At 65.5% G+C, this 18,793-nt stretch carries 15 protein-coding genes and 1 tRNA gene; 14 read left to right on the top strand and 2 right to left on the bottom strand.

All coding sequences use genetic code 11. From position 1 onward, the window contains the following. The first annotated feature begins 2 nt into the window (after window positions 1-2). The 11 genes from glnD to VN634_13935 all read left to right on the top strand — a co-directional run bounded on the left by glnD (window position 3) and on the right by VN634_13935 (window position 12,055). On the top strand, window positions 3-2,753 hold the full coding sequence (gene glnD, locus VN634_13985) for a [protein-PII] uridylyltransferase (GenBank protein ID HXC51993.1): 2,751 nt from the start codon (window positions 3-5) through the stop codon (window positions 2,751-2,753). 8 nt (window positions 2,754-2,761) lie between these two features. Further along, the gene (xerD, locus tag VN634_13980) at window positions 2,762-3,709 is read left to right on the top strand and encodes a site-specific tyrosine recombinase XerD (GenBank protein ID HXC51992.1); all 948 of its coding nucleotides are present in this window, start codon (window positions 2,762-2,764) and stop codon (window positions 3,707-3,709) included. A 101-nt stretch (window positions 3,710-3,810) separates the two neighbouring features. Further along, entirely contained in the window at window positions 3,811-4,476 is a 666-nt protein-coding gene (locus tag VN634_13975; protein HXC51991.1) for a site-2 protease family protein, read from the top strand. Between the two features lie 48 nt (window positions 4,477-4,524). Beyond that, window positions 4,525-5,490, top strand: a complete 966-nt coding sequence (trpS, locus tag VN634_13970; GenBank protein ID HXC51990.1) for a tryptophan--tRNA ligase — start codon at window positions 4,525-4,527, stop codon at window positions 5,488-5,490. Then, complete coding sequence (locus VN634_13965) at window positions 5,490-6,383, top strand: segregation/condensation protein A (GenBank protein ID HXC51989.1); 894 nt, start codon at window positions 5,490-5,492, stop codon at window positions 6,381-6,383. Before trpS ends, VN634_13965 begins: the two co-directional genes overlap by 1 nt. After that, window positions 6,380-7,150: an SMC-Scp complex subunit ScpB gene (gene scpB, locus VN634_13960; protein ID HXC51988.1), complete on the top strand. Its 771-nt coding sequence runs from the start codon at window positions 6,380-6,382 to the stop codon at window positions 7,148-7,150. The genes VN634_13965 and scpB overlap by 4 nt, the downstream gene beginning before the upstream one ends. Next, window positions 7,101-7,934 carry a pseudouridine synthase gene (locus VN634_13955; GenBank protein ID HXC51987.1) on the top strand — a complete coding sequence of 278 codons (834 nt, stop codon included), beginning with the start codon at window positions 7,101-7,103 and terminating at the stop codon, window positions 7,932-7,934. Before scpB ends, VN634_13955 begins: the two co-directional genes overlap by 50 nt. Window positions 7,935-7,983: 49 nt before the next feature. After that, a tRNA-Met gene (locus tag VN634_13950) sits at window positions 7,984-8,060 on the top strand. 167 nt (window positions 8,061-8,227) lie between these two features. Continuing rightward, window positions 8,228-9,508, top strand: a complete 1,281-nt coding sequence (locus tag VN634_13945; protein HXC51986.1) for a DUF1329 domain-containing protein — start codon at window positions 8,228-8,230, stop codon at window positions 9,506-9,508. A 238-nt stretch (window positions 9,509-9,746) separates the two neighbouring features. Continuing rightward, entirely contained in the window at window positions 9,747-11,366 is a 1,620-nt protein-coding gene (locus tag VN634_13940; protein HXC51985.1) for an SCP2 sterol-binding domain-containing protein, read from the top strand. Next, window positions 11,363-12,055, top strand: a complete 693-nt coding sequence (locus VN634_13935; GenBank protein ID HXC51984.1) for a TetR/AcrR family transcriptional regulator — start codon at window positions 11,363-11,365, stop codon at window positions 12,053-12,055. Before VN634_13940 ends, VN634_13935 begins: the two co-directional genes overlap by 4 nt. Here the strand turns inward: VN634_13935 and VN634_13930 are convergent. Next, window positions 12,023-13,804: a hypothetical protein gene (locus VN634_13930; GenBank protein HXC51983.1), complete on the bottom strand. Its 1,782-nt coding sequence runs from the start codon at window positions 13,802-13,804 to the stop codon at window positions 12,023-12,025. The genes VN634_13935 and VN634_13930 overlap by 33 nt on opposite strands. Before the next feature lie 198 nt (window positions 13,805-14,002). Between VN634_13930 and VN634_13925 the strand changes: the two genes are divergently transcribed. The 3 genes from VN634_13925 (at window position 14,003) to VN634_13915 (ending at window position 17,040) form a co-directional block, all read left to right on the top strand. After that, a complete protein-coding gene (locus VN634_13925; protein ID HXC51982.1) occupies window positions 14,003-14,614 on the top strand; it encodes a formylglycine-generating enzyme family protein in 612 nt (203 codons plus the stop codon). Between the two features lie 109 nt (window positions 14,615-14,723). Next, window positions 14,724-15,899 carry an acyl-CoA dehydrogenase family protein gene (locus VN634_13920; protein ID HXC51981.1) on the top strand — a complete coding sequence of 392 codons (1,176 nt, stop codon included), beginning with the start codon at window positions 14,724-14,726 and terminating at the stop codon, window positions 15,897-15,899. A 10-nt stretch (window positions 15,900-15,909) separates the two neighbouring features. Next, on the top strand, window positions 15,910-17,040 hold the full coding sequence (locus VN634_13915) for an acyl-CoA dehydrogenase family protein (protein ID HXC51980.1): 1,131 nt from the start codon (window positions 15,910-15,912) through the stop codon (window positions 17,038-17,040). Between the two features lie 25 nt (window positions 17,041-17,065). Here VN634_13915 and VN634_13910 read toward each other — a convergent pair whose 3' ends face one another. Continuing rightward, complete coding sequence (locus VN634_13910) at window positions 17,066-18,688, bottom strand: hypothetical protein (protein ID HXC51979.1); 1,623 nt, start codon at window positions 18,686-18,688, stop codon at window positions 17,066-17,068. Window positions 18,689-18,793 lie beyond the last annotated feature (105 nt).

Genomic DNA, 18,793 nt, shown 5'->3' with positions numbered 1-18,793 from the left:
GGATGACCACCGGTGCGCCTCCGGGCCCGTCGAGGTCGATCATCCTTCCCGCGCCCGGAAGCGTCTCGGGCAAACTCTCCGACATCGCGCGCGATTACTTCGAAGCCGTGCGCGACGAGCTCGAAACCGCCCACTGGGCGGGCGCGAGCGGCACCGACACTGCGTTGCGCTTCGCGGCGTGCCTCGACAACCTGATCCGGTTCCTTTTCGACGCCGCGATCGAGCGCTACGGCCGGCGCTATGCGCGCACCCGCCAGCATTGCGCGGTGTTCGCGCTCGGCGGCTACGGGCGCCGCGAGCAGTGCCCTCAATCGGACGTCGACCTGCTGGTCCTGCATTCGGGATCGGTCACGCCGTTCGTCGAAACCGTGACCGAGTCGCTTCTGTACAGCCTGTGGGATGCGCGCCTGCAGGTCGGGCACGCCGTACGCAACGCGCAGGAATGCGTGAGCCTTGCGGCCGGCGACCTTACGATCAAGACCGCGCTGCTCGACGGACGCTTCCTGTGCGGAAGCCCGGAGCTGGCGGGCGAATACGAAAGCATCGTGCGAAAGAAGCTCGCGACCAGCGACGTCGAGGTCTTCGTCGCCGCCAAGATCGCCGAGACGCGGGGCAGGCACGCCAGGCACGGCGGTTCGGTGTTCATCCTCGAGCCGAACGTCAAGGAAGGGCAGGGCGGGCTTCGCGATCTCAACCACGCGCTGTGGATCGCGCGCGTCAAGGCTGACGCTTCCGATCTCGAAGCCCTGTTCGACCGCGAGATCGTCACTGCCCGCGAATACGAAGAGCTGGTAGCTGCACGCGAGTTCCTGTTCCGCACGCGCGCGGCGCTGCATTTCCATACCAAGAGCAAGACCGAGCAGCTCACGTTCGAGCGCCAGGACGCGATCGGCGCGCGCTTCGGTTATCCGGCCGAAGGCAACAACTCGGTCGGCGACATGTACATGCGCGACTACTACCACCACGCTGCGGTGATGTGGCGAACGACCGACGACATCATCGACCGGCTGCTGTCGCCGCCGGAGCGGACGGGCCTTCTCGAGCGGCTCGTCAAGCAGCGCGCGCTCCGGCCCGGCGTCACGGTCGTCGGCGACCGGTTGCAGATCGAGGAAAAAGCGATCGACGGTGATCCGCTCAACCTGATCGCGGTATTCGCCGATTGCCAGAGATTCGACCTGCGGCTGTCGTCGAGATCGCGCGAGCTCCTGCGCCAGAAGGTCGACCTGATCACGCCGGAGGTCGCCGCGAGCAAGGCTGCGGTCGACCTGTTCTTCGACATCCTGCGCGCGAAAGACGGCGTCTACCGGACGCTCGCGCAGATGAATCGGCTCGGAGTGCTCGGCAAGCTCATTCCCGAGTTCGGCCGCCTGTTCTGCATGGTGCAGCACGATTACTACCACGTGTACACGGTCGACGAGCATTCGCTGATCGGCATTCGCGAGCTCGAATCGCTGCGCCAGGGCGAGCTCCAGCAGAAGAGCCCGTTCCTCACGCAGACCATGCGCGACTGCGATCGCCCGGAGCTCCTGTTTCTCGCGATGATGTTTCACGACGTCGGCAAGGGCTACGGCGGCGACCACGACGAGCGCGGCGCCCAGATGGTGCGCGAGATCGCCGAGCGCCTGTACATGCACGAGGACGATCGCGACACCCTCGAATTCCTCGTGCGCAACCACCTGCTGATGTCGATGCTCGCGCAGACCCGCGACATCGACGATCCGAACCTCGTCCTCGATTTCGTCCGCGACGTCGGCACGGCCGAAAACCTCACGCTGCTCTACCTGCTGACGTTTGCGGACATGCGTGCCGTCGGGCCCGTGATCTGGACCAGCTGGAAGGATCACCTGCTGGCGGAGCTATACCGGCGCGCGGTCGAAGTGTTCGAAACCGGTGTCGTAAGCGAAGCGGACATGGAAAGCCGCGCCGAACGGACCCGGCTTCGTCTGCTCGCGCGCACCGCCGGCACGTCCGAGCACGCGCGGCTGCAGGACTTCCTCGCCGCACTGCCCACTTCGTACTTCCTCGGCAATCCGGACGAGAAGATCATCGATCACTGGCGGCTTTACGAGTCGGTCGGAAAGTCGATCTTCCGCCACGGCGTCGAACATTTCCCCGAGCGCGGATTCACCGAGTTCACGATCTGCGCGCGCGACCGCATCGGGCTGTTCCGCGACATGGTCGGCGCACTTTCCTCGCACGGGCTCAACATCCTGTCGGTGCGGCTCGTGACGACGTCGACCGGCTGGGCGCTCGACGTGTTCCGCATCGAGCACAACGAAGCCGAGGTCGATGTCGCCTCGGTCGACGTCTGGGCGGGCGTTGCCGCGACCCTCGAGCGCATCTTCGCCGGCGAGGTCGACGCGTCGAGCATCGTGCGCGAGGTGTTGCTCAGCCGTACCCGGCGCATCGGCGATCGCAGTGCCGCGCGCCGTTCGGCGACCCGCGTCGAGATCGACAACCGGCTCTCGCGCGAATTCACCGTGATCGACGTGTACGCGAGCGACCGGCCGGGGCTTTTGTTCCTGGTCGCCGACGCGATTTTCCGCCTCGGCCTCGACATCCATCTGGCGAAGATCTCGACGCACCTTACCGCCGTGCTCGATGTCTTCTACGTGACCGACTCCAATCGTTCGAAGATCGAAGATTCGGTTCGGCTCGACGAAATCCGTGCCGCGATCGCCGATGCGCTCGATCGCGACGACGTGCCCGCGCCGGTGCCGGCGGCTTCCGCCGTCGCGGTTCGCGTCTTCTGAGCACGCCGATGGCGGAATCTGTCCTGGCCAGGCTCGTGGACGACTACCTCGACCACCTCTCGACCGAAAAAGGCCTCTCCGGAAATTCGGTCGACGCGTACGCGATCGACCTGCGGCGTTTTCTGACGGCGATGCGTGCAAGGCATCGCGCGACGGCGGCGAGCGTCGAGCGCGCCGACCTCGTGTGTTTCCTGGAACAGCTCGAAACCGAAGGGCTCGCACCTTCCTCGCGCGCGCGCACGCTGTCGGCGGTGCGCGGATTCTTCAAGCATCTCGTTCGCGAGGGAGAGCTCGAGGCATCGCCGGTGCTCGACCTGCGCCCCGGGCGCCGCAGCCGGCCGATGCCGAAGGTGCTTTCGATCGATGAAATCGTCGCGCTGCTCGGCGCGGCTGCCGCCGGCGACATCCTCGCGTCGCGCGACCGGGCGATGCTCGAGCTGATCTACGGGTGCGGTCTGCGCGTGACCGAGGCCGTCGAGCTCGCGGCTTCCGGCCTTCATCTGGACCAGGGCTACCTGACCGTGATCGGCAAGGGATCCAAGGAGCGGGCGGTGCCGATCGGCAGCAAGGCGATGGCGGCGCTGCGCGAATACATGGCGAGCGATCGCGGCCTGCTCGACCCGTCGGGCCGCTCGCGCGCGCTGTTTCTCGGCCGCCGCGGCAAGAAGCTGACGAGACAGGGCTTCTGGAAGCGGCTGCGGACCCTGGCCGCCAAAGCCGGGCTTCCCGACCTGTCGCCGCACGTACTGCGGCACTCGTTTGCCACGCATCTCGTCGAAGGCGGTGCCGACCTGCGCTCGGTGCAGCTGATGCTCGGGCACGCCGACATCACGACGACGCAGATCTACACGCATGTTGCCGCCGGGCGTCTCTCGGAGGTTCATCGCAAGCACCATCCGCGTTCGCGGATGAAAGTTTCGCGTGAAGGTGTCGGAGGCAAAGGCCCGCCACGCTGATTGATACGCAAGCTCGCGAACATCACCCGGTTGCCCGCCGGTGGGGGCGCTGGTATGCGTGGCCGGTTGGCCGCCCTGCGCTGGGGCCTTCGTAGCCCTGTATGCACCTGAATCCGGCAGAATTCGCACTGTTCGTCGTACCGTTCCTGATGGCGGTCGTGTTCCACGAGTGGGCGCACGGCTACGTGGCCAAACAGCTCGGAGACAACACCGCATCGATCGCCGGGCGCCTGACGCTCAATCCGCTGGCACACATCGACCCTGTCGGCACGCTCGCGCTTCCGGCCTTCCTGATGATGACCGGCGCACCGTTCCTGTTCGGCTGGGCGAAACCGGTGCCGATCTCGTTCCACCAGCTGCGCAACCCTCGCCGCGACATGGTGCTGGTCGCGCTGGCCGGGCCGCTGATGAACCTCGCGCTCGCATTCGCCAGCGCCGCCTTGCTGTCGCTGATCATTTCCATGGTGCCGATGGCGGCCGGGCCCGACGGCGGATTCCGCATTGCCGAGCCTCTGGCCAGGATGTGCCAGAACAGCGTGATGCTGAATGTCGTGCTGGCGGTGTTCAACATGATCCCGATCCCGCCGCTCGACGGCGGGCGCGTTGCCGTCGGGCTGCTTCCGCGCGAGCTCGCGTACAACGTCGCGCGCCTGGAGCCGTACGGTTTTCTGATCGTCATGGTGCTTCTGGCCACGCACATGCTCGATTCGATTCTCAGGCCCGTCGCCGGTGCCATCCTCGGCGTGCTGCAGGCGCTGTTCGGGTAGCCGGTCGTGGGCGCGGCGAAACCAGCAACGCCTTCCCGTGAGGTCGTCGTGTCGGGAACGCGTCCGACCGGTGCGCTGCATCTCGGGCATCTCAACGGCGCGCTCAAGAACTGGGTGCGTCTGCAGGAAGCCGGCAACTGTTACTTCTTCGTTGCCGACTGGCACGCTCTGACCACCGACTACGCCGATCCGTCGGGCATACGCGAAAGCACCAACGCGATGATCCTCGACTGGCTTGCGGTCGGGCTCGATCCGGCGAGGTCGGTGATCTTCCGGCAGTCGCGCGTCCGCGAGCACGCCGAGCTGCATCTGCTGTTCTCGATGATCATTCCCGTGCCGTGGCTCGAGCGCGTGCCCACCTACAAAGAGCAGCAGGAGCAGCTGTCGGGCCGCGACCTTTCGACGTACGGATTTCTCGGTTACCCGCTGCTGCAGGCCGCCGACATCCTTCTGTACAAGGCGACTTCGGTCCCGGTCGGAGAGGACCAGCTTCCGCACGTCGAGCTCACGCGCGAGGTCGCGCGCCGCTTCAACCGCCTGTTCGGCGATGTTTTTCCGGAGCCGAAAGGGCTGGTCGTCGCCGCCGCGCGGGTGCCGGGCACTGACGGCCGCAAGATGAGCAAGAGCTACGGCAATGCCGTGGCGCTCACGGATGACGCCGACACGATCTATAACAAGCTCGTGCGCATGGTCACCGACCCGCGGCGCCAGCGCCGCACCGACCCCGGCGATCCGAAGGACTGCCCCGCGTTCCGCCTGCACGAGATCTATTGCACCGACGACGAGCGTGCCGAGCTGACGATCGGCTGCCGGACTGCGTCGATCGGATGCGTCGACTGCAAGAAGGTGATGATCCGCGCCGTGCAGCAGGAGCTCGCGCCGATCCAGGAGCGGCGGCGCACGCTCGAAGGCACGCGCAACGTGGTCGCCGACGCCCTTGCGGAAGGCGAAAGGCGCGCGACCGAAACTGCCGAGACGACGATGACCGAGGTTCGCTCCAGGATGGGCCTGTAATGGCGACTCCGGCTTACACCGTGCGCCTCGATGCGTTCGAAGGGCCGCTCGACCTGCTGCTGCACCTGGTGCGTTCGAACGAGCTCGACATCTATCATCTGCCGATCGCGCAGATCACCGACCAGTACGTTGCGTACATCAACATGTTCGAGGAGCTCAGCCTCGACGTTGCCGGCGAATACCTGCTGATGGCCGCGTCGCTGATGTACATGAAATCGCGCCTGCTGCTGCCGCGCGACGACGAGGACGACGAAGAGGAAGACGAAGAAGTCGCCGATCTCGTCCGCCAGCTCGCCGAGTATCAGCGCTTTCGCGAGGCGAGCGAAGTGCTTCGCGATCGCCTGCTGCTCGATCGCGACGTGTTCCGCCGCTCGCCGACGGTGCCGGACGGCGAGGCCGAAGAAGTGCCGCTGCGCCAGCTCGACATGGCGGATCTGTTCGAAGCGCTCCGGCGCGTGCTCGCCAAGTCGGCTGCCCGCAGGCCGCATACGGTTTCGCGCGAGGAGTTCAGCGTTTCGGATGCTGCGCGGTCCATGGTGAACCGCCTCAAGGCCGAAGAGCGGATCGAGTTTCAGGAGCTGTTCGCCGACGACGTCCCGCGCGGGCTCGTCATTGCGACATTTCTTGCGCTGCTCGAGATGGTCAAGAACCAGGTAATCCGCGCCGAGCAGGAAGGACGCTTCGGTCCGATCTGGCTCAGGCTCGTCGACCAGAACGTCGACGAGACCATCGCGAACCTGACCGAGATGTACGGGCCGCAGACGAGCGCGGCCGAAGCGCTGGAACGGGCCGAGGGCGAAACGTTTGGTGAATCCGGCGAAACGCCTGGTGAATCCGGCGAATCGCCTGGCGCGCAGAACGAAGCGGACGACGAGGATGGGGTTTCATCGTGAGCAATGACGAACCACGCGAAGATCTTCCGGCGGACGAGACCGCCGGCACGGCATCCGGCACGTGGCCCGTCGATCGGTTGCGGCCGGTCATCGAGGCACTCGTGTTCGCAGCCGGAGATCCGCTGCCGGCAAAGAAGATGGTCGAATTCGTCGAAGGCGCGACCATCGAAGAGGTCAAGGCCACGCTTGCCGAGCTGGCCACCGAATATCTCACGCGCGGGATCCGGCTCATCGAAGTCGCCGGCGGCTGGCAGCTTCGGACTGCGCCCGAGCACCAGCGCTACGTGCGCAAGCTGTTCCGCGAGCGGCCGCAGCGACTGACGCGTGCTGCTACCGAAACGATAGCGATCGTCGCGTACAAGCAGCCGGTGACGCGCCAGGAAATCGAAACCGTGCGTGGTGTCGACAGCGGCGGCGTGCTCGAATCGCTGGTCGAAAAGAGGCTCGCCAAGGTGATCGGCCGCAAGGACGTTCCGGGCCGGCCGCTGGTTTACGCGACCACCCAGGAATTTCTCGAGCTGTTCGGCCTGCGCAACATCCGCGAGCTGCCGACCTTGCCCGAGCTCGGCAGCGACTTCGAGCGCATGTCCGAGCAGGGCGGGTTCACCGAGAACGAACCGGGCGAGATCCTGCCGCTCGACAGCGCCGATAGCGGTAGCGCCGAAATCGAAGAGCGAAGCCAGGAAGACGCCGATCAGGCCGGGCAAGACGACCATCATGAAAAAGCCGACGAAAACGAAGACGAAGACGGAGACGACAAAGGCTGAAGGGACCCGGCTTCATGTGCTGATCGCGCGCGCGGGTGAATGCTCGCGTCGCGATGCGGAGCGGCTGATCGCCGCCGGCGAAGTCCAGGTCAACGGAAAAGTCGTCACCGAAGCGGGTGCGCGTGCGCGCGAAGGCGTCGATCACGTGCGCGTCTCCGGTCGCCTGCTGCACGGAGCGGCGAAGCATCGTTACTACGCGTACCACAAGCCCGACGGATGCGTGTCGACTCTGCGCGATCCGGAAGGGCGCTTCTGCATCGGGGACGTCGTTCGCGCACTTGCCGTTCCCGGGCTCTATCCGGTCGGACGGCTCGATTTCCACACCTCGGGATTGCTGCTGCTGACCAACGACGGAGAGCTCGCGCAGCTTCTGACGCACCCGAAGTTTCACGTCGAGAAACGTTACGCCGTAAAAGTCAGTCCGAGGCCGTCACGCGAAGCGATCGAAGCGCTTCGCGCGGGCGTGCGGCTGCGCGGTGTGACCACGGCGCCGGCGTATGTTCGCGAAATGCGGCATGCCGGCGGCAAGAGCTGGATCGACGTGCGCATCCGGGAGGGTCGCAACCAGCAGATCCGCCGCATGTTCGAAGCCGTTGGAGCGAGGGTCGAGAAGCTCAGGCGCGAGGCGATCGGACCTCTCGAGCTTGGCAAGCTCGAAGTCGGAGACGTGCGAACGCTCTCTTCCGCAGAAGTGAAATTGCTCAAGGAGGCCGCGACCGCGACGGAAAAAGAGCGGCCGTCGAGCCGAACGCCGCGGCCTCGAACGAACCGTCGCAGCGCCTGAATTTCCGGCAAAATGTTGACATCCCGCGTTGTGCTCCATACACCGCGCCCGCGGGGTGGAGCAGTCTGGTAGCTCGGCGGGCTCATAACCCGCAGGTCGGAGGTTCAAATCCTCCCCCCGCACCCACTTTCCCTTCACTCGCCCGGGTTTACAGAGTGCTGGCAGCGCCTCAACCGGCTGGACGCAAACTGACAATCAGGCATAATCCCGTTCTGCCCGTTAGGGCGATGCTTCCGGACGGCACGAGAGCCGCGGGCGCAATCATCGATTCGAAGGACCGAGGAGGATTCCGCATGAAAGCGACCCGCGCGACATGGTTGGCGCTCGGTGCAGTGGCCTTTGCCGCGTCGGCTTTGCCGATGACCGTGTTGGCAGACACCCCCGCGCCAGGAACGGTCATCGACCGCTCCAACCTGGACAAGTACAAGGAGCTCTTCGGTCCGGCCATGATCTGGTCGATCGAACGCGGCGTGAAGATCAACGTCGGCCCGTACCAGAAGATCGAGCAGCCGGCTCCCGTCAAGGAAGCGACCGAAAAGTATTCGGGTCAGGTCAAGCTCGGCGCCGACAAGATCCATGTCGAGAATTACGTGGCCGGCCTTCCGTTCCCGGCCATCGCCGACGGCGACCCCGACAAAGCCGTCAAGCACATGTTCAACTACGAGGCCGCGATCGAGATCGACGACCTCGACCTCAGAAACTTCGACTGCGACACCGGTGCCGTCGGCAAGAACGGCGACCCGGTCAAGGTCGAGCGCCACTTCCTGATCGATCACTTCCGGCGCCTGTATTTTACCGGTCGTCTCGAAGTCGACCCGAAGCCGGCGATGGAGCCGAACCGCGATGGCGTGCGTTACAAGGAATCGCTCTATCCTCTGATCGAGCCGTTCGATCTGAAGGGCACGGGTTTTACGTACAACCGCTACCTCGACAACTCGAAGCAGGACGACAGCTGGCTCTATCTGCCTCAGCTCCGTCGCGTGCGTCGTCTGTCTTCCGCGCAGCGCTCGGACGCGCTGTTCGGACAGGACACGGACCAGGACAGCTACGGCGGCTACGCGGGCAACATCGCGTGGATGGACTGGAAGTATCTCGGCGAGAAGACGGTGCTGTCGTCGATGCACGGCAAGAAGATGCCGGTCCAGTGGGGCGAGCCGTCGGGCGACTTCATGCACGCCGACGTGTGGGAGCCGCGCAAGGTCTGGATCATCGAAGGTATCTCCAAGCTGCCGCAGTACGCGTACTCGAAGCGCGTGATGTATCTGGACCAGGAGAGCTACTTCATCGCATACTCCGACATCTACGATACCGCCGGCGAGCTCTGGAAGATGTGGGTCAACGAGTTCAAGATTTCGAAGAAGCCGCGTGACGAGGCTGCGTACGAGAGCAAGTACGAGCGGCGCTTCTTCCCGTCGATCACGATGATCGACATGCAGCTCGAGCACGCGACATACTGTTCGCTGCCCAGCAGCCGGTTCCCCGGCGAGCAGGGCTGGTACATCAACGTCGGCGACAAGGAAGGAACGGTCGAGGCTCAGTTCGAGCTGTCGGCGATCATTGCCGCGGGTCGCTAGACGCGACCCTGTGGCCGCGGGTCGCTAGACGCGACCCTGTGGCAGCGGGTCGCTAAAGCGGCCTGAGCCAGGGGCCGCCAAGGCGCGGCCAATCGGGACCTGAAAGGGGCCGGGAGTTTTCTCCCGGCCCCTTTTTTTGTGCAGGCGCCGAAGCCCTTGACGGGCGGCGGCCGGGACGGTACGAATTGAGTCGTACTCAATTCTGACCCCGGGCGTCCGAAGCCCCGCCGAGGCCAGCATGCGACCACCCGACATCGATCCCGTCGCGAGCGAAATTCCGCCACGGCGCATTGAGGCCCCCACCACGCACGCTGAATGGAAGTTTCCGTTCCCGGCCCCCGGCCGGCCGCGTCGCGACGATGACGCGCGAATCGCGCCGAGAACCGCATACGCGTGGCCGTTCCGGCCGATCGATGCCGAGCGCCTTCCGGGCCGTGGCGTGAAAAGCCCGGTGCCGCTCGCCGAGTTCAAGAACGCCGTCGCGACGTGGGCGGACGACGTCGGCGTGATCTCGATCGACGATCCGGCCATCGCGCACGAAATCGACGAGATCCGCTACGTCTATCCGCATGCCCGTTCGCTCGTCTGCCTCATCGGCGAAGAGAACAAGCCGTCGATGCAGTCGCGCTATCTTCCTGCAGCCAACCACGAGCTGTACTCGTGCGAGGAGCGCATCTTCGCGATGGGTCATCGCACGATTGCGTACATTCGCTCGCTTGGCGGCGAGTCGCTCACGACCACGATCGGCTGGCCGCAGGAAGTCAGCCAGCGCTGGGCCGACAAGATCTGGCCGCTCAGCCACAAGCTGGTCGCCCAGGCCGCGGGTCTCGGCGTCATCGGCACCAGCCGCAACTTCCTGCACAGGAAGTTCGGCGCGTACTGCCTGATCGATACCGTCGTCACGAATCTCGAATTCGATGCCCTCGATTCGCCGGTCGAGTGGAATCCGTGTCTTTCGTGCAACCTGTGCGTGGCGTCGTGTCCGACCGAAGCGATCAAGCCGGACGGCGATTTCGACTTTTTCGCCTGCTACAATCACACGTATCGCGATTCGATCCCGGGTTTTCTCGACATCGTCCACGACCTGTCGCGTGGTAACGCGAAGCGCTTTCGCAAACGCTGGAACAACGCCGAAATCGCCGCGCTGTGGCAGGCGCTCGCGTACAAGGTCGAGTATCGCTGCTTCAACTGCGTGGCGACATGCCCGGCCGAGATGCACGAAGCGTTTCATGCCGACCGGAACGTGCGGCGGCGCTATCTCGACGAAACACTGAAGCCCCTGTCGCATACACGATCCGTCGAAGACGAGCAGTTCGTGATCGACACGCCGTCGGCGCGCGAGCGTCTAGGAATCGCGCCAGGCGAATGGCGGACGGCGGGCGACGCCGGCAAACCCGCATCACGTACGACGCGCCTCATCCCGCTTTCGCGCATTTCGTCGCTCGACGTCGATGCGATGATGCGCAACATGCCGCATTTTTTCCGCGCCGAAGAGGCCGGCGATCTCGATTTCACCACCCAGTTTCGTTTTCATGGAAGCGGACGAGGAGACTGGATTCTTCGCATTCAGCGCGGACGGGCGGAGGTGCGCACGGGAACGGCCGATGCGCCGGATCTCGAAGTCGCGTGCGAAGGCCGCATCTTCCTCGAAATCCAGCAGGGGACGCGCAGCGCGCCGTGGGCGCTTCTGACCGGCAAGGTGCGTCTTTCCGGAGACCGCCGGCTGTTTCTGAAATTTCCCGCCGTGTTCGCGCTCGATCCCGCCGAGGGGCCGCTTGCGCGGGCCATGTGGCATGCGCGGCGATGGCTGCGAAAGGGCAGGGCAGCGGCGGACGCGCGAGGCCCCTCGGGTACATGACCGGTATCAAAGAAAACGACCGAGCCGTCCGCGCGAACGCGACGGAGAAGGCCACGCGGCGCGCAAGCCGGCCCGGGCGCAAGCCCGTAACGTGGAAAAAAGATCCGCATGGCCGTCGCGAGCGCGTGCTCGTCGAAGCGACGCGGCTGTTTTCCGAGCGAGGATACGCCGCGGTTTCCACCGGCGACATCGCGCGCGCGGCGGGCGTCGCCGAAGGAAACGTTTTTCACTATTTCGGATCCAAGCCGGAGCTGCTGAAGGCCGTCGGCGAACGCTACGGCGCGGGATTTGCGACGGCGATGTTCGGCGTGATCGAACCGGTCGCATCGCGAAAGACCGTCGAGCAGATGGTCCGGCGCGCGTTCGATTTCGTCTCGGAGAGCTGGCCGGGGTTCGGACTGTTCCTGCTGAGCGACGATCCGTCGGCTGCGCCGCTGGCCCAGAAAGCCAATCGCGTAGCGATCACGCAGGCCGTCGAGCGCATGCTGGAGGTCTGGTCGTCCAGGCACATCCTCGACGACGTTGATGCGCCGGTAGTGGCCGAGATCCTGTTCGGTCTCATGGAGGCATCGCTGCGCGCATGTTTCACGGGCCTGGACGCGGACGGAGACCGACCTTCACGACAGCGATTCGAAGCGCAGACGGTACTGGCGATCTCAAGAATCCTGGGAATTCCCGAGACGACCTGATTCGTCGCTGCCCGCCGGAGGCGCGGCTTCGTCGCGCGCGGACGCATCTTCGCCGGGCCGGTGGCCGCGCCCGGCATTCACGGAGGAATCGCCGGCCGCATCGATCTCCGCGAGGCGCTGCGCAGCGGCAGCGCGAACGGCCTCGTCCGGATCGGCTGCTTCGATTTCGCGCAGCAGCATCGGCGACTCGACACGCAGGACGGCAGCTTCGCGTACGCGCGGCGACTCGTCACAGCGGGCGCGGTTGACGACCAGGTCGAGGTCGGCGAGGCGCTGCACGGCGACTCGCCGCACGCCCCAGTCGTCGTCATTCTTTGCGCGGTTCTCGAGCACCGGCTGATCCTCGACGCGCGTAATCGCAACCTTCCGGACCTGCCACGATTTGTCCCATCGCGCACGGTTGGCGAACAGCGCGGCATCGCGCGACGACACCGTAGCGGCGCGGCGAACCTGCCACGCGTCGTCGTCATGTGCGATCGCGGCGAGCACCGTTTCGTCGCGCACGTGCGTCGTTGCGGCTTCGCGCACCTGCCATGCGGCGTCGCCGCGTGCGGCCTTTGCCAGCAGCTCCGCGTCTTTCACCTTGCGTGCGGCAGACGCCCGCACCTGCCAGTCGCGATCTCCGAGGAGATGCGCCTCGAGCAGGTCCTGGTCGTGGATCCGGCGCACGGCCTGTGCACGAACGTCGGCGTGCTCGCCTTCGCGCAGCACGCGCAGGAACGCTTCGTTCCCCGCAACTTTGCGGAAGGCGAGGCTGCGCGCGTCGTGGTCGTCGTCGCGGCACGCGATTGCGACGAGAGTTTCGGGATCTTCGATGCGCGCGGCGGCCTTGCGCCTTACGTCGGCGTGAGGACTCTGCAGCGCGACTGCCGCGAGCGCGCTCTCGCCGTGAAGTCGCGCAAGCGTACGCGACCGGATGTCCGGCTCGGGATCGAAGCTTGCCGCTTCGACAAGAGCCGCTTCGTCGTCGAGGCGTTCGAGCGACGACGCGCGGATGCCGGCATCTTCTTCGTGGACGGCAAGGTTGCGGAGTGCCTCGAGGTCGCCGATGCGGTCGGCCGCAGCTCGCCGCACGTCGACGCGCCGTGCGGTCGCGGCAACTCTGGCGAGCACGGCCGGCGCCTCGATGCCACGCGCCGCGAGCCGCGCGACGACGTCGTCGCGACACTCGAGCGCAAGACGAGCAAGCGCTTCGTCGTCGTGCAGCTGCTTGACCGCCGTGCGAGCGACGACCGAATCGCGGGCCGTGTCGGCGACGAGCGCAAGCATCGAAGCCTCATGCGTCCGCTGCAGCGCAGCCTGCGCGACGCTGCGGTCGTGCGCGTTCGACGCAATTGCCGCCAGAAGCGCGGGCGACTCGACGCTGCGAAGCGCGAGCTTCGCCACTTCGTGCGAAGCCGCGCGGGCCGCGACGTCGGCGAGAACCTCTTCGTCACGAATTGCCGACAGCATGCCGCGCACGGCGCCGACCGACCGCGCCGCGATCAGGCGATCGACCGGATGGATCGCGTCGGCTGGCGATGACGCTTTCTCCGCATCGTCGTGATCCGGTCGCGGTGCGGCTTCTTCATCCGATGGGCGTGACGGAGTCAGTGGAGAGGGCGAGTCGGCGTGAGCGGATGGCTGCGCGAGCTGCGACCCGGTCTGGACGCTGCCGGCATGCGGACTGTCGGACTCGCCGGTCGCAGCTGCAGCACTGGCCGCCGGTGCTTCTTTTGTGCCTCGGCGCAGCCAGTCGAACAGACCCATGGCGCGATTGTACCGCCACAGCGATTCGTTCAAAGGTGAAGAACGATGCCGGCCTGTCGTTCGTTTGTCGTTGCGTGCCTGATGGCCGCATCGGCGGTCCTGGTTTCAGCCCCGTCCGGCGGCGCGGAGCCTGCCGGACCTCGTCCATCGGCTTCGCGAGCACCAGCCGTCAGTAAATCGTCGGCGTCCACAAAACCGGTGGCGTCCAGCAAATCGGCAGCGTCCGGCAGGTGGATCGCCCATCCTGTCGAGCCGTTCGACATCCTGGCGACCGAAGCCACGGTCAAGGAATTCAAGGCATGCGTCGCGGCCGGCAAGTGCAAGGCCGACAGCGTCGACAAGACGTGCAATTTCGGCGACGCCACACGCCTCGAGTATCCGATCAACTGCATCGATCACGACGGCGCGATCGCGCTGTGCGGTTACCTCGGCGGCCGTCTGTGCAACAGCAAGGAATGGCTGGCGGCATGTCGCGGGACCGACCAGCGGGCCTTCCCGTACGGCCCGGAGTTCCAGCCGTCACGCTGTCACGTCGGTTCCTACGACCTTCCCGGCCCCGGCGGCCGGACGACGATTCCGACTGCCAGCATCCCGGAATGCCAGGGCGGGCTCGCCGGTCTTTTCGACATGAGCGGCAACGTCAGCGAGTGGGTGTCCGACTGCAAAGGCGACTACTGCAAGTTCCGCGGCGCAGCCTACGTCGGCAATGAGCCGATCGAGCATTTTGCCGGCTGCGGCGACGTGTGCTCCGGCAACGATAAGGGTCTCAAGTCCGGAACCGTCGGGGTCCGCTGCTGCCGCGACCGCTGAGCATCGGCCCGACGTCGGGTCCCCGAAAATCCCCGCCAGGCCCGGGAATCCCGGCCGTATTGAAACAGGTTCTAGTTTCGCGCATAACCCGCTGCGCGGAGGCCAATCCATGTATTTCGACCTGACTCGCGAGCAACGCGCCCTGCGCGATGAGCTTCGCGGCTACTTTGCCGAACTGATGACACCCGAGCTGACCGCCGAAGTCGCGCGCAGCGAAGGCGGCGGACCGCTGTTCCGCCAGGCGATGCGCAAGATGGGCCGCGACAAATGGCTCGGTATCGGCTGGCCGACCGAGTACGGCGGACGCGGCATGGGACCGATCGAACAGTTCCTGTTCGCCGACGAATCGCAGCGCGCGTTCTTTCCGTTTCCGTTCCTGACGATCAGCACCGTCGGCCCGACGATCCAGCAGTACGGCACCGAAGAGCAGCGCAAGACCTACCTGCCGCGCATCCTCGCCGGGGAGGCGCTGTTCTGCATCGGATACTCGGAGGCCGATGCCGGCACCGATCTCGCGTCGCTCAAGACGCGTGCGACACGCGACGGTGACGACTGGGTGATCCAGGGCCAGAAGCTCTGGACGAGCCTGGCCGATTTCGCCGACTTCGTGTGGCTTGCCGCCCGCACCAATCCGGATGCTCCGAAACATGCCGGCATCTCGATGTTCATCGTCGACGCGAAGAGTCCCGGCTTCAGCCACACGCCGATCGGGACGATCGGAAGCATCAGGACCAACGCAACGTATTACGACAACGTGCGCGTGCCGGCATCGTCGCTGGTCGGCGGCGAAGGCAACGGCTGGAGCCTGATCGTCAATCAGCTCAACTACGAGCGTGTTTCGCTGATGTCGGCGGGCATCGTCGGGCGCCTGTTCGAGGAAACCGCGGCCTGGGCACGCGACAAACATCTCGCCGACGGTTCGCGCGTGATCGACATCCCGTGGGTGCAGCTCAACCTCGCACGCGTCGAAGCCAAGCTCGAAGTGCTGCGGCTGATCAACTGGCGCCAGGCGTGGAACATGGAACACGGGACGTTTCACTTTGCCGAAGCGTCCGCCGTCAAGGTTTTCGGAAGCGAGTTCTACATCGAAGCCTACGGGCTGCTGCTCGAGGTGCTCGGCGCGGCCGGCATGATCCGGCGCGATTCGCCCGAGGCCCTGATCGGCGGACGCATCGAGCGCATGTACCGCTCGATGCTGATCCTGACGTTCGGCGGCGGAACCAACGAGATCCAGCGCGACATCATCGCGATGGCCGGCCTCGAGATGCCGCGCTCGCTGCGCTGAGGAGACGACAATGGATTTCGGATTCACGAGCGAACAGGAAGACATCCGCAGCCTTGCCGAGAAGCTCTTCGGCGACTTCTGCAAGACCGAACGGCTGCCCGACTTCGAGAAGGCGAGCGAGCGGCTCGACCGCGAGCTGTGGAAGGCGCTTGCCGATGCGGGCCTTCTCGGCGTCGCTCTGCCGGAAGAATTCGGCGGCATGGGCTTCGGTATTGCCGAGCTCGCGATCCTGCTCGAGCAGGCCGGGCGCTTCGTCGCGCCGATTCCTCTGTTTCCGACGCTCGTCCTCGGCGCCGCGCCGATTGCCGAGTTCGGATCGGATGCACAGAAAAAGCGCTGGCTCGGGGAGGTCGTCACCGGAAAGACGATCCTTACCGCTGCGCTCGTCGAATCCGACACGCGCGATGCGTCGCGACCGACGACCACGGCGAACGCCGACGGCACAGCGTGGACGCTCGACGGCGTGAAGATCTGCGTTCCGGCTGCACACCTTGCGTCGCGCATCGTCGTGCCCGCGACGACGGCGGACGGCTCGATCATCATGGCGCTGGTTTCGCCGGAAGCCGACGGCGTCACGCTCGATGCGCAGGAGACGACGAGCGGCGATCTTTTCTACCGCGTGACGCTGGCGGGCGTGAAGGTCGCGACGGACGATCTCCTCGCCGGGCCCGATCGCGGCGCGGCGGTGCTTGCGTGGCTGCTCGAGCGCAGTATCGCCGGACTGTGCGCGATGGAGCTCGGCATTGCCGAGCGTGCGCTGCGGATGACGGCCAAGTACACCGCCGAGCGAAAACAGTTCGGAAAGGTCATCGCGACGTTCCAGGCCGTCGCACAGAGGGCAGCCGACGCGTACATCGACGTCGAAGCGGTCCGGCTCACCACGTGGCAGGCGATCTGGCGGCTGGCCGAAGGCCTGCCCGCGACGCGCGAGCTGTCGATCGCGAAGTTCTGGGCAAGCGAGGGCGGGCACCGCGCGTGCTACGCCGCCCAGCACCTTCACGGCGGCATCGGCGTCGACAAGGATTATCCGCTGCACCGCTACTATCTGCTGTCCAAGCAGATCGAGCTCACGCTCGGCGGTGCGCACGAGCATCTTGCGAGGATCGGCGCGCAGCTGGCGGCCGGCCGGATGCCGGCCTGAGGTCGGAACGTTCCCCCGGCAGACCTCAGTCTGCGGAGTACTTGCCCCGGAATTTTTTCACCGAGAAGACATCGGCCGGAACTTCGTGCGACCAGCACCGGGTCGTCACACCGTCGCTCGCGACAACGCGCGGAGTAATCGATTCCAGGTCGACCAGCGACCCCTGCGACATCGGAAGACCAGGACCTTTTCCGCTGATCTTGATGCCCTTGGCCTGGTCGAGGCGAATCGAAGAGATGCCGTCGGAGGCGAACGCACGATCCTTGTAATCGAAGCCTCGAGTAGTCTGTGTCCAGCATTCGGCGCTTTCACACGTGCCGCCTGCTGTCACGGTCATGGCGGCGACGTTTCTCAGGACGCCGTCCACGTCGGGTCGATTGAGGCACAGCGTGTAGCTCGTGCCGAGAGTCGGATCGCCGATGTCGGCTGCATCGAGCGCCTGCTTGATCGAAATCTTGAGCTTCGCGCTGCTGCCGTCGGCTGGGTCCGAGCTGAGCGCCACGGAAATCTCGTCGGCAGCGTCATCGCAATCGCCGCCGTCGGCGACGCAGCTTACGCCGTTGCAGGTCGCACACGGGCCGCAGCCGACCGTGTCGCTCGCATTGCAGTGACCCGCGCCATCGCAGAATGCGGGCGTGCACGCGGCCGCTTCCGAATCGCAGGGCGTTCCCAGGGCCAGAGGCTGCGTGACTTCGCAGGAGCCGCCCGAGCAGGTTCCCGCACCACATTCGACTACGCACGGGAAGCTGTTGTCGACGTGGGTGCACGAACCTGCGTTGCAGACGTCCGTCGTGCACTGGTCGCCGTCACTGGCGCAGGGAGCGGAGTTGAACACGTGTCCGCAGGCGCCGGCGCCGTCGCAGATGTCGGTCGTGCATGGATCGCCGTCATCGGTGCACGGAGCGGTGTTGAACGGGTGAGAGCAGTTGCCTGCGCCGTCACAGACATCCGTCGTGCACGGGTCGTCGTCGCTGTGACAGGGCGCTGTATTGAACGGATGCAGGCAGGTGCCGCTGCCATCGCAGGTGTCACTGGTGCAGGGGTCGGTGTCGGCCTCGCAATGCGTCCCTGCCGTTGCCGGTGTCGAGCCTCCGCACGACCCCGCTCCGTCACAGACGTCCGCGATGCACAGATTGGTTTCGGAAGTGCATGCCTTTCCCTGCGCCGCCGGAGTGGACGTTACGCACGCACCACCCGCGCAGGTTCCCGTCGCGCAACCGTATAGGTCCGAACACCCCGAGCCGTCGGCGCCGAGCGTGCACGACGCCGTACAGCAGTCGCCGTCGTTTGCATTGCCGTCGTCGCAGAGCTCGCCGTCGTCGATCTGCTCGTTGCCGCAACGGGTGCCGAACAACGAGTAGAGCAGCCCCGCAGTCGACGAGCATTCGAAGTGACCGCCATGGGGTTCGTAACCGGGTACGAACACAACCGCATGAACGTAATATTCGGAGGTGAATGTCTTGCCGTCGGCGGCGACCGATCCGGTAGACCAGCTCGTTCCGCACCACGGGTACGAGGAAGTCTGCGGCAAGTACAGGCTGAACTCTCCCGTGTTTTCGTCGATCATCCCGGCCTGAGTGAAGCTGCGGCTCGCGTCCCAGCTCGTGAGCAGGATCTCGCCGGCGATCTGCTGGACATCGTACTGCATAGGCTGCGGGCCCGGAGCCGCGCCACCTGTAATATATGCGAGCCATCGGCCCGACATGTCATAGTCTGCCAATGCAGGCGTTGTCAGAGATGCAAGAATCGAGAT

The sequence above is a fragment of the Candidatus Limnocylindrales bacterium genome (genome assembly GCA_035571835.1).
GTDB lineage: Bacteria > Desulfobacterota > Binatia > UBA1149 > CAITLU01 > DATNBU01.
Note: the sequence above shows the minus strand (reverse complement) of the source record. Positions and strands in the feature narration are given on the sequence as shown.

What these genes read in the sequence shown, in the direction of transcription:
- glnD (HXC51993.1), top strand. Translation starts at nt 3, where the DNA reads ATGACCACCGGTGCGCCTCCGGGCCCGTCGAGGTCGATCATCCTTCCC.
- xerD (HXC51992.1), top strand. Translation starts at nt 2,762, where the DNA reads ATGGCGGAATCTGTCCTGGCCAGGCTCGTGGACGACTACCTCGACCAC.
- VN634_13975 (HXC51991.1), top strand. Translation starts at nt 3,811, where the DNA reads ATGCACCTGAATCCGGCAGAATTCGCACTGTTCGTCGTACCGTTCCTG.
- VN634_13965 (HXC51989.1), top strand. Translation starts at nt 5,490, where the DNA reads ATGGCGACTCCGGCTTACACCGTGCGCCTCGATGCGTTCGAAGGGCCG.
- VN634_13955 (HXC51987.1), top strand. Translation starts at nt 7,101, where the DNA reads ATGAAAAAGCCGACGAAAACGAAGACGAAGACGGAGACGACAAAGGCT.
- VN634_13945 (HXC51986.1), top strand. Translation starts at nt 8,228, where the DNA reads ATGAAAGCGACCCGCGCGACATGGTTGGCGCTCGGTGCAGTGGCCTTT.
- VN634_13940 (HXC51985.1), top strand. Translation starts at nt 9,747, where the DNA reads ATGCGACCACCCGACATCGATCCCGTCGCGAGCGAAATTCCGCCACGG.
- VN634_13935 (HXC51984.1), top strand. Translation starts at nt 11,363, where the DNA reads ATGACCGGTATCAAAGAAAACGACCGAGCCGTCCGCGCGAACGCGACG.
- VN634_13930 (HXC51983.1), bottom strand. Translation starts at nt 13,804, where the DNA reads ATGGGTCTGTTCGACTGGCTGCGCCGAGGCACAAAAGAAGCACCGGCG.
- VN634_13920 (HXC51981.1), top strand. Translation starts at nt 14,724, where the DNA reads ATGTATTTCGACCTGACTCGCGAGCAACGCGCCCTGCGCGATGAGCTT.
- VN634_13915 (HXC51980.1), top strand. Translation starts at nt 15,910, where the DNA reads ATGGATTTCGGATTCACGAGCGAACAGGAAGACATCCGCAGCCTTGCC.
- VN634_13910 (HXC51979.1), bottom strand. Translation starts at nt 18,688, where the DNA reads ATGCAGTACGATGTCCAGCAGATCGCCGGCGAGATCCTGCTCACGAGC.